This is a genomic window from Enterococcus sp., from assembly GCF_022711995.1.
In the GTDB taxonomy this organism is placed as follows: Bacteria; Bacillota; Bacilli; order Lactobacillales; family Enterococcaceae; genus Enterococcus_D.
The window spans coordinates 1-12,407 of the sequence record NZ_JALAHI010000075.1; the positions used below are offsets into that span (position 1 = coordinate 1).

Annotated in this window: 11 protein-coding genes; 4 read left to right on the top strand and 7 right to left on the bottom strand. The window is 40.1% G+C overall.

What is annotated here, in order from left to right:
- The coding region (locus Q0A12_RS07205) for a GTP-binding protein (RefSeq protein WP_291291984.1) at nucleotides 1–186 on the bottom strand (186 nt) is incomplete at its 3' end.
- 145 nt (nucleotides 187–331) lie between these two features.
- Between Q0A12_RS07205 and Q0A12_RS07210 the strand changes: the two genes are divergently transcribed.
- Genes Q0A12_RS07210 through Q0A12_RS07220 form a run of 3 tightly spaced genes read left to right on the top strand, consistent with a single transcriptional unit; the run spans nucleotide 332 to nucleotide 2,732 of the window.
- Nucleotides 332–1,546 carry a GNAT family N-acetyltransferase gene (locus tag Q0A12_RS07210; RefSeq protein WP_291291985.1) on the top strand — a complete coding sequence of 405 codons (1,215 nt, stop codon included), beginning with the start codon at nucleotides 332–334 and terminating at the stop codon, nucleotides 1,544–1,546.
- A 28-nt stretch (nucleotides 1,547–1,574) separates the two neighbouring features.
- Nucleotides 1,575–2,060 carry a nucleoside 2-deoxyribosyltransferase gene (locus Q0A12_RS07215; RefSeq protein ID WP_291291986.1) on the top strand — a complete coding sequence of 162 codons (486 nt, stop codon included), beginning with the start codon at nucleotides 1,575–1,577 and terminating at the stop codon, nucleotides 2,058–2,060.
- On the top strand, nucleotides 2,061–2,732 hold the full coding sequence (locus tag Q0A12_RS07220) for a hypothetical protein (protein WP_291291987.1): 672 nt from the start codon (nucleotides 2,061–2,063) through the stop codon (nucleotides 2,730–2,732).
- Between the two features lie 540 nt (nucleotides 2,733–3,272).
- Here Q0A12_RS07220 and lepB read toward each other — a convergent pair.
- Both lepB and clpB read right to left on the bottom strand, forming a co-directional pair.
- Complete coding sequence (gene lepB / locus Q0A12_RS07225) at nucleotides 3,273–3,842, bottom strand: signal peptidase I (protein ID WP_291291988.1); 570 nt, start codon at nucleotides 3,840–3,842, stop codon at nucleotides 3,273–3,275.
- A 317-nt stretch (nucleotides 3,843–4,159) separates the two neighbouring features.
- On the bottom strand, nucleotides 4,160–6,763 hold the full coding sequence (gene clpB / locus Q0A12_RS07230) for an ATP-dependent chaperone ClpB (RefSeq protein ID WP_291291989.1): 2,604 nt from the start codon (nucleotides 6,761–6,763) through the stop codon (nucleotides 4,160–4,162).
- A 395-nt stretch (nucleotides 6,764–7,158) separates the two neighbouring features.
- On the opposite strand from clpB, the gene Q0A12_RS07235 reads away from it, so the two are divergent.
- Nucleotides 7,159–8,682, top strand: coding sequence for an ABC-F family ATP-binding cassette domain-containing protein (locus tag Q0A12_RS07235; RefSeq protein WP_291291990.1), 1,524 nt, complete (start codon nucleotides 7,159–7,161; stop codon nucleotides 8,680–8,682).
- A 122-nt stretch (nucleotides 8,683–8,804) separates the two neighbouring features.
- Here Q0A12_RS07235 and Q0A12_RS07240 read toward each other — a convergent pair whose 3' ends face one another.
- The 4 genes from Q0A12_RS07240 to pepT all read right to left on the bottom strand — a co-directional run bounded on the left by Q0A12_RS07240 (nucleotide 8,805) and on the right by pepT (nucleotide 12,403).
- Nucleotides 8,805–9,830 (bottom strand): lysylphosphatidylglycerol synthase transmembrane domain-containing protein, encoded by a 1,026-nt coding sequence (locus Q0A12_RS07240; RefSeq protein WP_291291991.1) that lies wholly within the window; start codon nucleotides 9,828–9,830, stop codon nucleotides 8,805–8,807.
- Between the two features lie 10 nt (nucleotides 9,831–9,840).
- Nucleotides 9,841–10,113 (bottom strand): DUF1294 domain-containing protein, encoded by a 273-nt coding sequence (locus Q0A12_RS07245; RefSeq protein WP_291291992.1) that lies wholly within the window; start codon nucleotides 10,111–10,113, stop codon nucleotides 9,841–9,843.
- Between the two features lie 20 nt (nucleotides 10,114–10,133).
- Nucleotides 10,134–11,042 (bottom strand): diacylglycerol kinase family protein, encoded by a 909-nt coding sequence (locus tag Q0A12_RS07250; RefSeq protein WP_291291993.1) that lies wholly within the window; start codon nucleotides 11,040–11,042, stop codon nucleotides 10,134–10,136.
- Between the two features lie 131 nt (nucleotides 11,043–11,173).
- On the bottom strand, nucleotides 11,174–12,403 hold the full coding sequence (gene pepT, locus Q0A12_RS07255) for a peptidase T (protein WP_291291994.1): 1,230 nt from the start codon (nucleotides 12,401–12,403) through the stop codon (nucleotides 11,174–11,176).
- Nucleotides 12,404–12,407: the final 4 nt, after the last annotated feature.

The window sequence follows — 12,407 nt, forward strand, 5'->3', positions numbered from 1 at the left end:
AACAAATCGTTGAATACGTTCCAAGTCCATGGAGTCCAATAATTGATTTTGCATTTCTCTTGAAGTAACGGTATGGGTCTGTTCCAAAATCCGATCGGCCAAAGTCGATTTCCCGTGGTCAATATGGGCGATAATGGAAAAGTTACGAATCTTTTCCTGTCGTTTTTTCATTTCTTCTATATTCATGGATACGTTCCTCATTTCTTTTAGTCAGCTTTTCTATTATACCAACGAAATGGGGATAATTAAAGTATTTTTCTTGACCGTTATCTAAACAAATTTGTTCAGGTTTTGCTATACTATAGCTAGTAAATAAATTGGAGTTGAAAGAATGGACAATAATTTTCATCAAGATTTGCATATTCGACCTGTGGAAGAAAAAGATGTTGATCAGTTCAACGAGCTGTTAAGCTATGTTTTCCAAATCACTGAGTCTGACATCGAGGAAAGTGGTTATGAAAGTAAACGGGAAATGATCAAATCAAAACGCCCGATCCTTGAGTTATCAAAAGTATTTGGGTGGTTCAATGGTGATCAGCTTGTTTCGCAGATTGCGGTCTACCCCTGTGAAGTGAACATCCATGGAACGCTGTATAAGATGGGCGGTGTGACAGGTGTCGGCACTTATCCTGAATATGCGGGACATGGGTTGATGAAAGATTTGATCAAACTCGCTCTTGAAACAATGCGGGCAGATCAACAGTGGATTTCTTATCTCTATCCTTACAATGTCCCTTATTACCGGCGTAAAGGTTGGGAAATGATGTCGGATAAATTATCTTTCAAGATCCGGGATACTCAGCTGCCAAAAACGGTGGATGTTCCGGGCATTGTTGAACGAAGAGAAGTCGACGATCCTGACGTCTTTACTGTCTATAATCAATTTTCAAGAGAAAATCATGGTGCATTGCAGCGGACAGCCTTTCACTGGGAAGAATATTGGCGTTATGAAAATGAAGAAAGCCGAACAGCTGCGATCTATTATAATGAGAGTGGTCATCCAACCGGTGTGCTCTTTTACTGGGTTGCCGAGGAAGTTTTTCACGTCAAAGAAATGTTTTACTTGAATCAAGAAGCACGTAATGGTTTATGGAACTTTATTTCTGCGCATTTTTCTATGATTTATTGGGTCAAAGGAGATATTTACAAAAACGAGCCTTTGGCTTTCCTATTGGAAGATAGCCAAATCAAAGAAACGATTGAGCCCTATTATATGGCACGAATTGTTGATGTCGCAGAATTTTTGAAAAATTTTCCGTTTAAAGCTTTTGATCAACCTTTTCATTTTATCGTTTCTGATCCGGTTGCGGAATGGAACAATGGTATTTTTGGATTGAGCTATGCTAACGGTGAAGTCATCGTTTCGAATGAGCCGCTAGGAAAAGCGGTCCAATTAGATATTCAAACATTAACTTGTGTGTTGATGAATTATCGAAGACCTGCCTATTTGGCTCGCATTGAACGTCTTCATACTGATTCCGATACATTACAATTGCTAGAGTCGATCATTCCTGATATGGAGGCTTATTTTGGCGACTATTTTTAACATTATGGATAATTGAAGGAGAATGAACATGAATATTTACTTTGCTGCCCCCCTCTTTGCTAAAAGTGATCTGCTTTACAATGCAGAGATCGTGAACCAAATTAGAGCAACCTACCCGCAAGTGACGATTTATTTGCCCCAAGAAAATGCGGCGATCAATGATAAATCTGCTTATGCCGATAGCACCATGATTGCTCAAGCAGATACTGAAAAAGTATTAGAAAGTGATCTGATGATTGCCTTATTGGATGGTCTAACCATCGATCCTGGTGTGGCTTCAGAAATCGGCGTCGCTTATGCCAAAGGAATCCCTGTTTTGGGGTTGTATACCGATAGCCGTCAACAAGGAGCGGAGAATCAGCAGAAACTTTCGGCCCTAAAAACTGTGGCAGAAAACCAATTCCATTACTTGAATCTCTATACGGTCGGATTGATCAAGCTAAATGGAGAGATTTATTCCTCGGAATCTGCTTTACTCGCAGGCTTAGCCAATTATCTTTCGGAGGAAAATTAAATGGGCACAAACTATAAACGATTATTGAAGGGATTTACGGTTTTCGGATTACTGGTATTCGCATTTTCTGTTTGGGAATTCTTTCAAGGTGTCTACCCTAAACAACAAGCACTGATTTTTCTTGTGCAGGCATTATTAGGTATCCTATTGATCTATGTTCCTGAATATAGCAAAAAATTATTTCGCATTCAGTTACCCAATGCGACAGTTTACTTTTACTGGTTCTTTTTGTTGATTTCTGTCTTTATGGGCACGATCTTGCATCTAATTGAAATTATTTCTTTCTGGGATAAAGTGCTTCACACCGTGAGTCCAATGGTTCTGACAGCAGTCGGTTATGGATTGATCTGTATGTTCCTAAAAGAGGTTCCCGTGCGGAAAGTCTCGCCATGGCTCTTTCTACTAATGGGTTTTGCCTTTGCTGGTCTATGTGGTGTCTTTTGGGAATTTTGGGAGTTTATCTGCGACTCCCTTGGCGGCATGAACCTTCAGCGCTACGCGACGTTGGATGGCACCCCATTTATTGGCCGCGCTGCTCTGATGGATACCATGGGTGATCTGTTGACGAATACCATCGGGGCCCTTTTGATGGGTATTTTCGCCTACTTCCAAGGAAGCGGCAAACCAGATTATTTTGAGAGTTATCGAATCGAAAAAATTACCCGTCATTGATTTTTGACTGCGTAAACGGGCTAAAACCTGTTTATGCAGTTTTTTTCTTGCACTTCTTTTAGTGTCTTTGAGAAAATTGCTGGCTTTTTCCCAAAATCCTTTCATTTTTACGAATCCGTTTACATTTTATAAAAAAATAACTTTTCGTTACGTTTTTTTGTTATAGGAAGTGAGACTTTTGTCAATAATCGCAAAATAAAATGCCTAAAATAAAGTGTATTTGATTTCCAGATTTCTAAAAGGTCTGTTATAATATTTAACAGAAAGTTGACTTAGCAGTCAGTAAGGAGCGCGCCATGATCTTGACGGTATTTTTTCTTTTGTGTTGTATGATTTTTTTATCCATCACCTATGCCTTTTCCAGAGACGCACGAAAATTCGTCCAACCCATATCTATTAAAATCATTTTTATCAGTTCTGCGGCGATCGCTGTTTGGACAATGTTCTTTTCTGTTATTGCCCTTGTGGCTTGGGTCATATAAAAAAGCATTCTTGCATGTTTCCGAGTGTAAACTCGTGCCTGTGCAAGAATGCTTTTTTTTAGAATAATGAAAATTCACTTAGTGGCCAGTAGCGCAAGATAACTTTGCCCTTCATTTGTTCGGTATCCACTACACCAAAGGAACGACTATCTCTTGAGATGAGACGATTGTCCCCCATAACAAAGTATTTGCCCTCAGGGACTGTGATTGAAAATTCATCGGTGAATTGCGTGGCAGCAGCAGCAATTTGTTGGAACATCTCACGATAACTATATTCCTTTTGCAGTTGATCCTCGGCGAATTGCTTCTTGAAATCATCTAAATACGTCTCTTGGTATTCTTTGCCATTGATTGTTAGGACGTCATTCTTCATCTCGATTTTATCCCCAGGTAAACCAATCAAGCGTTTCACTGCAATTTTGCTGGTATCGTCAGGCTCTACGCAAATGATTACATCTTGTCGCTGATAACTTGAAATCTTGGAAGCAATCAAACGTTGACCATCAGCCAAAGTCGGATCCATTGAATGGCCGCTTACTTTGACAGGCGTTAATACAAACAATCGAACGACAACAATAACAACAATGAAAGCGAGAATAAACCAATTCTCTTTTAAAAATTTCTGCATCTTATTTTATTTGCTCCTTCAACCATTTTCTCTAATTATCCTTCAGAAAATGGACTTGCATTTTTCCATTTACTTCTCAATCTTACGTGTAATTTGACATTTCGGCAAGTAAAATCTTTTTGGAACTCATTTTATTTGCGAAAATTTACCTATTTTTTTCCTGAAGAAAATCAGCTTTCTGGTAAATACCGCAAGCACTATTCAAGCTTTATCAAAAAAAATACCTGAAACATCATCGAAAGTCTCCGAAAATGCTTCAGGTATCTAATTGGGATTAGCTGCTAGTAATCTTGATGGGTTGTTTTTCCCATAAAGAGTTATTCAGTGATCGGTGTATTTTCAAAAACAAGCTGGTCATTCAGCACTTCAATGGTCACTTTAGTTTTTGGCAACACACGGCCTGCAATGATTTCTTTGGCAAGAGGGGTTTCTACTTCCCGGGTAATGAAGCGTCGCAATGGTCGTGCCCCATAAGCTGGTTCATAGGAGTGCTCGGCGATCCATTTTTTGGCATCTTCTGTAATGGACAATTGAATGTCTTGGTTTTCCAATCGTTGTGACAATTGAGCGATAATCTTATCTACGATCCCTGTCACATCAGCTAAACTTAGTGGTGTGAATAAAATCGTGTCATCAATACGATTCAAAAATTCTGGTTTGAAATGTCCTCGTAATAGGGAACGAACATTTTCCGCAACGGTTTCTGGAATCGTTCCTTCACTGGTTACACCATCTAACAGCAATTGGGAGCCAATATTACTTGTCATGATCAAGACCGTGTTTTTGAAATCTACTACTCGGCCTTTTGAGTCCGTCAATCGACCGTCATCCAATACTTGCAGTAAAATATTGAACACATCTGGATGGGCTTTTTCGATCTCATCCAATAAGACGATCGTATATGGATTTCGGCGCACGGCTTCTGTCAGTTGGCCGCCTTCTTCAAAACCAACATAACCTGGAGGTGCTCCGACTAAACGCGACACAGAATGTTTTTCCATGTACTCACTCATGTCGATCCGCACCATATGATCTTCTGAATCAAACAAATTGACGGCCAATGCTTTGGCTAACTCGGTTTTACCGACGCCTGTAGGACCTAAGAATAAGAAAGAACCTAAAGGTCGATTTGGATCTTGAAGACCTGCACGAGAGCGAATCACGGCATCACTGACAGCATCCACTGCTTCGTCTTGACCAATCACACGTTGATGGAGCGTTTCATTCAGTTTCAGTAATTTTTCCCGTTCGCCTTCTACCAATTTCGCCACCGGAATGCCTGTTAAACGGCCAACAACCAGCGCAATTTCATTTTCGGTCACAGATTCTTGCACCATTCGAACGCCTTCCGCTTGATTTTTTGCTTCCAATTCGGCAAGTTCTTTTTCTAATTGCGGAATCGTACCATGGCGTAAAACAGCTGCACGCTCTAAATCATAATTGTTTTCGGCATCTTCTAATTCATGTTTGGCTTTGTCGATTTCTGCCCGTTTATTGGAAACCGCATTGACTTCGTCTTTCTCGGTTTCCCATTGCATCTTCATGGTATTGGCTTCTTCCCGCAACTCAGCCAATTCTTCTTGCAAGTTTGCCAATCGTTTTTTAGAAGCATCGTCGGTTTCTTTTTTCAATGCGGCTTCTTCAATTTCCAACTGCATCAAACGCCGAGTGACTTGGTCTAATTCTGTTGGCATGGAGTTCATTTCTACACGAATCGTAGCACTTGCTTCATCAATTAGGTCGATGGCTTTGTCTGGCAAAAAGCGATCGGTGATATATCGATCAGACAATGTCGCTGCAGCAACGAGGGCATTGTCATGGATATTGACCCCATGGTGGATCTCAAAGCGCTCTTTTAATCCCCGCAAAATTGAGATGGTATCTTCCACTGTCGGTTCTTTGACTAAAACTTTTTGGAAACGACGTTCCAATGCTTTGTCTTTTTCCATATATTGGCGGTATTCATCCAGTGTTGTGGCACCGATGGTATGAAGTTCGCCACGAGCCAACATTGGTTTTAACAAATTACCAGCATCCATGCTGCCTTCTGTTTTACCAGCACCGACGATATTGTGGATTTCATCAATAAATAAGATGATCCGGCCTTCAGATTTTTTGACTTCTTTCAAGACCGCCTTCAACCGTTCTTCAAATTCACCACGGAATTTTGCTCCAGCGATCAATGCGCCCATATCTAAAGAGAAAATCGTTTTGTCTTTTAAGTTTTCCGGTACATCTTTTCTAACGATTCGTTGCGCCAATCCTTCAACGATTGCTGTTTTACCGACACCAGGCTCACCGATCAAAACAGGATTATTTTTGGTTTTTCGTGAAAGAATACGAATCACATCGCGGATCTCTTCATCCCGGCCAATGATCGGATCCATTTTTCCACTGCGGACTTGTTGAACGAGATCCACACCATATTTTTCTAAGGCTTTGTATTGTTCTTCTTGGTTTTGAGATGTCACACGTTCTCCCCCTCTCAAAGATTCAATGGTTGCTTTTAATTCTTTTTCATTGATTCCTTGACCTTTTAAATAATTGGTCAATGGATGGTTTTTTAGTTTCATTAATGCTAATAGCACGACTTCGGTGGATAAATACTCATCATTGAACTCTTTTTTTAGTTGGTCTGCTTCAGAAAGCAAACGAAATAAGTTTTGACTCATGCTTTGTCCGTATTGAACATTACCACCTTCAACAGATGGAATTTCATCCAATAGTCGGTCAACTTCCTTCTCGAAAGCATCGACATCAAGACCAGCGTCCGTATAAAAATTGCGGCCAAATTGATTGGCTTGCAATAAAATTTTCCATAAATGAGCGATATCGATCTCCTGATGATGGCGTGTTACCGCTACTTGTTGTGCTTCTGCAATGGCACTTTGTAAAGTTGTTGTCATTTTTTCTGGGTTCATTGTTCTACCTCCCCGTCATTTCTAGGATTTCTCCTACATTGTAGTATACCACTTTGGTCAGTAATGGTCAAAAGATATGCAAGCACTTTTTGACTTTCTTTTTTAGCAAACTATCAGCAAAAGTTGACACAAGGAAAGCTAAGATGGTATGCTTAATAAACCATTTCAACGGAGGAAAAGCAGATGTCTCGCTATTATTTTAAATTTATCAGAAAATCTGCTCTTAACAAGAGAAGGATGAAGCATTGTTAAGAGCCTACAAGCGCCTAGCGCATCTGCTTCATCAAAGACTCGGAGTGAGGTTTTTTTCTCATGCCCTGGTTTTTGATGGATACTAAAAAGATTGTAAGCTGTAGACAATGACTGTCTATGGCTTTTTTATATGGAGGAAAATCATGTTAACACTATCAAATCTATCACAACAATTCGGCGACAAAATCTTGTATGAAGAAGTCAGCGTTCAAATCAATCGTGGCGAGAAAGTCGGACTGATTGGACGAAACGGTGCCGGAAAAAGTACACTGATCAAAATTATTACTGGGGAGATTCTTCCTGATGAAGGCCAGGTCACTTTCCCAAAAAATCTGAAAATGGGCTATTTGGATCAATATGTCAATGTGGACGAAACTCAAACCATTCGCGATTTCTTACGCTCAGCCTTTGCTGCTGATTTTGAAAAAGAGGCAAAAATTGCTTCACTATATGGTGAATATGCTGAAACATTGGATGATCAATTACTTGAAAAAGCCGGTGAATTACAAAATCAATTGGATCAAGGTTCCTTCTATCAAATGGACACACTGATTGCTGACTTAGCGGAAGGTCTGGGCATTGCCATTCTTGGTATGGAAACCCCACTGGTCAATTTAAGTGGTGGGCAGCGATCAAAATTGATCTTAGCAAAAATGTTATTGGAAAAACCCGATATGCTGATCTTGGATGAACCAACCAATCACTTAGATGATGAGCATATCAAATGGCTGGTACAGTTTTTACAGGATTTTAACGGCACCTACTTGGTGGTTTCCCACGATCAACAATTTTTAAACCAAATCACGACGCATATCATCGATATCGAGTTTGGCAAACTGACAAAATATACTGGTAATCTTGAAAAAGCCTTGAAACTCAAAGCGTTGCAAAATGAAAGTTATTTGAAACAATACGAGGCCCAACAGGCGCATATCAAGAAAACAGAAGCGTATATTCGCAAATACAAAGCAGGTTCGCGTTCGACGATGGCCAAAAGCCGAGAAAAACAATTAGCGAAAATCGAACGATTGACACCACCTACAGATGCACCGGTACCGCATATTGCTTTTCCTTATGCCCCTATCGTCACCACATTGGCATTAGAAACGACTCGCTTAGAAATTGGCTACGAAAAGCCCCTATTGTCGCCGATTGATTTGACTGTACGCTACGGTGAAAAAATTGCTATTCGAGGCTTTAATGGGATTGGGAAATCAACATTGATCAAGACACTATTAGGTCAGATACCCGCCATCAATGGATCGGTTTCTTTTCCCCAACACACAGAATTCAATTATTTCTCGCAAGATTTGACCTGGGACCAACCGTTACAGACCCCTTTGCAATATTTGAGCGACAAATTTCCTAAAGCTACTATTAAAGAACTACGACGCCAACTATCCCGCGCAGGATTGCCCAGTCAGTTGGCACAAGAAGCTTTAAAATCCTTGAGTGGTGGCGAACAAACAAAAGTCAAACTGGCTGAAATGATGATGATCAAGAGTAATTTTCTCTTATTAGATGAGCCTACGAATCATATCGACCAAGCCACCAAAGACAATTTGAATGCCGCATTAGCTGATTTTGAAGGAACCGTCTTAGTTGTTTCCCACGAAGCCGATTTTTATGAAGACTTTGCGGATCGCATCATTGAACTAAGCGAGTAATTAGGATAAGAACGAATAAGAAAAATCTCACAGGAATGCCGTAAAATTTCAGCTATTTGGCTGAAATCTTAGCACTTCTGTGAGATTTTTTTGATTTCATTCGATACAAGCGAAGATTGTCCTCATGCTTTTTCGTTTTTCAATTCTTCCAGCTCTGCACTCATTGTTTTGCGTTTTTCCAACATGACATAGACAAAACCAATGACGAACGGCCAAATAAATGTAGCAAATCGATAAAGCAGCATGGAAGATGCGGCATCGACGGTGCCTACTAATGGACCAAACAGCAACATATAGACAAACTCAAAGGATCCGATTCCTGCTGGAGTTGGAAGTACTCCAGACAGAATGACTGCGAAGCTAACAAAAGAAAGAGTCAGCAAGAAGTCAATCTCCGGATGCTTTGGTGCTAATACGACATAAGGAATCACATACCAAGCAGCTAATTTAACGACATTCCAGAAATAGATTCGCAAAAAAGCGGTGCGATCATGAAGAATCGAATAAACCGTTTCTCGCAAGGAATAAATTTGCGTATTGCATTTATCGATGATATTCCGCATTCCTTTACTTTTGAAGAGTTTGTTGCTGATCACCACAAAAGCCACTTGGACATTGACACTTACAGAAAGTGCAAGTAAAAAGGCAATGATCAAAAATGTAATCACCATACCAGCCAAGATCAACCAAATCATATTTGGTGCTTTTTCATAGAAAAGTGAAAACTGAATCACTAATCCAGCAACAGCATAAGTTAATACGGCTAGCTTGTACATGACCATGTGCAATGTGGTTACTCCGACTCCTTGTGATAGCTTCAGTCCGTTTTTGCGGTAAAAATTGACTTCTGAAATCAACGTTCCGGCGCCAAAAGTAATGATTCGATAAAATCCAGAATAACAAACGGTAAACAACCCATCTTTTGTCGTAAAGTCTGGCTGAAATCCCACGGCGATTTCTTTTACGGAACGGCCTTCAATAAATAAGTAAATCGTTCCTAATGCCATCACTGCAGTAACGATCGTTAAACTGGTTTGTCTCAATTCTGCTAAAATGTCCGTCATAGAACTACGAATAAAATAATACATAACACCAAGAATGACGACCATCAATAACAGATTTAAGGCAAATTTCACTTTTGCTTTCATTTTTAGCTCCTTAGGCAAACTTAATAAACAATATGAGATCGACAATTACACCGAAAGCAAAAAACACATAAAATTTACGTTTGCGGGTTTTATGATGAAAAACGCGCTGTGCGATCAGTCCACCAATGCCGCCACCGATCAAGCCCATAAATAAAAGATTCCATTCAGGGACCCGCCACTTTTTTCTTACGGCTTGGTACTTATCATACCCCATCAAGCCAAAAAGATAAAGATTTGCTATAAGTAAATAAAACCACAATGGATTTTGGATCAATTCTGTCATCATTTCTCCCTTAGTTGCTGTTATTTAGCCTCCATGTCTTCTTCTTGAACACGGACACGAAGTGCTTGTTTCATCACCTTCATTTTAACAGGTAGATTATCTGTCGGATCGCCGTCGGTTCGTGTATAGACTTTCTTTTCTTGCGCACGAATCTCGATTTCATTCGCTGTAAAATATTCAACATTTGGCACTTGCGCAATACGCCCACGGATGATACGAGGCAAGTAAAGAATGAATTTCAATAGATTGAGTTTCGGCAATAAAATCATATGGAACAATCCGTCATCGGGTCGTGCTAGTTCATCAAAATTGGTGAATCCACCTGCCGAATTGGACATCACCACTGTTAACAGTTGACTCTTGCCCCGCCAACGTTTCCCGTCGGCAATGATTTCCAATTTATACTGTTTCTTTTTGAATAAATAATGGAAAAACCGCTTGGTAAAAGCGAGTGGCCCAAACTGCTGCTTTTCTTCTTGTGAAGTATTAGCTGCCGTATCGGCTAATAATCCGATAGTCATCGTCGAAATCATCATGGAATCATTGACCAATCCATAATCGATTTGTCGATCTGCCCCATTTAAGATTGTTTCAAATGCTTCTTCGGGTTTGAGGGGAATCCCTAACATCCGGGCAAAATTATTGACTGTTCCGCCAGGAATAATTGCTACCGTCAGCTTATCTAACTGATCCACAAATGTTTGCAGCACGTGATGGATCGTTCCATCACCACCAATGATTGCAATGGTATCGATTTGGTGTTCTTTCGCATTTTTCTGGATCGTTTCCGGCTCAATATCGGGATTGGAGGGTTGCAAAACTGCTTTACTTTCAGGATCATGCTCTTTTAGATAGTTCTTAAAAGCTTCTGCAGTATCCTTGGCATCGCTTTTGCCAGCCGTATCATTATATAAAACCATGATCTTCATCTTTTTCACTTCCTAATCAAAAATAGGGCTGCGAATTGTGCAGACTTCTGCAGCAAGTCTCAGCCCATTAATCAACTACTTCTTATCAAGTAATCTCTTGCTTCACTGAAATATGAAACAAATCGATTGTCTTACTGTGCATTTTTTTCGACGATCTTAACGATCACATCGGTTGCTTTCTTCATTGATTCTAGAGAAACGAATTCATACCGTCCATGCATATTTTCGCCACCGGCAAAAATATTTGGTGTCGGAATCCCTAAGTAGGAGATTTTGGAGCCATCAGTTCCGCCGCGAACGGGTTCAATCACTGGCTCGATGCCTAAATCTTCCATCGCGGACTTCGCTAATTCAATAATACTCATGTCTTTTTCAATGATTTCTTTCATGTTGTAGTATTGATCATATAAATTCATTTGAATTCTTGCTTCATCAAATTGCGCATTCATTTGTTCTTGGATTGTAAGCAATTGTTTTTTACGGTTTTCAAAAGTTTCGCGGTCATGATCACGAATGATATAGGCCATTTTCGCTTCTTCCACCGTTCCGTTCAACGCCATCAAATGGAAAAAGCCTTCCGCACCATCGGTTTTTTCCGGCACTTGATCTTTTGGCAATTGATTATGGAAATCGATAGCTAGTTGCAATGCGTTGATCATGGTATCTTTTGCAGTTCCTGGGTGGACATTTTTTCCTTGAATCGTCAATTCAGCTTGTGCTGCATTGAAAGTTTCATATTGCAATTCACCCACTGGACCACCATCCATTGTATAAGCAAAATCAACAGCGAAATCAGCCACATCAAATTTGTCAGCCCCCACACCAATTTCTTCATCGGGTCCAAAGGCGATTTTGATTTCTCCATGTTTGATTTCAGGATGATTCAACAAAATTTCCATAGCTGTCAAAATTTCTGCGATCCCTGCTTTATCATCGGCTCCTAATAGCGTGCTGCCGTCTGTGGTGATCAATGTTTCGCCGCGATAATTTTTCAAATTAGGAAAGTCTTTGACATTCAGAGTGAATTTGCCCTCTTTATCCAATTTGATCGTTGACTCTCCGTCATAGTTTTCAATGATTTGCGGATCGACATTGACCGCATTGAAGTCAGCTGTATCCATATGGGCAATAAAACCAATGGAACGAACAGGTTCGGAGACATTGCTTGGCAGTGTCCCGATTACAAAACCATTGTCAGCATTATAATGGACATCACTAAGTCCTAACTCTTCCATTTCTTTTTGTAACGTTTTTGCAAACGCAACTTGTGTTTGTGTGGATGGTGTCGTTTGACTTGTCGCATCCGAACGAGTTTCTGTTTTAACATATCTCAAAAAACGCGGCAATAAATTTTCATACATGATT

Excerpts from the sequence above, each read along its gene's own strand:
- Q0A12_RS07210 (WP_291291985.1), top strand. The coding sequence starts at position 332 with ATGGACAATAATTTTCATCAAGATTTGCATATTCGACCTGTGGAAGAA.
- Q0A12_RS07215 (WP_291291986.1), top strand. The coding sequence starts at position 1,575 with ATGAATATTTACTTTGCTGCCCCCCTCTTTGCTAAAAGTGATCTGCTT.
- Q0A12_RS07220 (WP_291291987.1), top strand. The coding sequence starts at position 2,061 with ATGGGCACAAACTATAAACGATTATTGAAGGGATTTACGGTTTTCGGA.
- lepB (WP_291291988.1), bottom strand. The coding sequence starts at position 3,842 with ATGCAGAAATTTTTAAAAGAGAATTGGTTTATTCTCGCTTTCATTGTT.
- clpB (WP_291291989.1), bottom strand. The coding sequence starts at position 6,763 with ATGAACCCAGAAAAAATGACAACAACTTTACAAAGTGCCATTGCAGAA.
- Q0A12_RS07235 (WP_291291990.1), top strand. The coding sequence starts at position 7,159 with ATGTTAACACTATCAAATCTATCACAACAATTCGGCGACAAAATCTTG.
- Q0A12_RS07240 (WP_291291991.1), bottom strand. The coding sequence starts at position 9,830 with ATGAAAGCAAAAGTGAAATTTGCCTTAAATCTGTTATTGATGGTCGTC.
- Q0A12_RS07245 (WP_291291992.1), bottom strand. The coding sequence starts at position 10,113 with ATGACAGAATTGATCCAAAATCCATTGTGGTTTTATTTACTTATAGCA.
- Q0A12_RS07250 (WP_291291993.1), bottom strand. The coding sequence starts at position 11,042 with ATGAAGATCATGGTTTTATATAATGATACGGCTGGCAAAAGCGATGCC.
- pepT (WP_291291994.1), bottom strand. The coding sequence starts at position 12,403 with ATGTATGAAAATTTATTGCCGCGTTTTTTGAGATATGTTAAAACAGAA.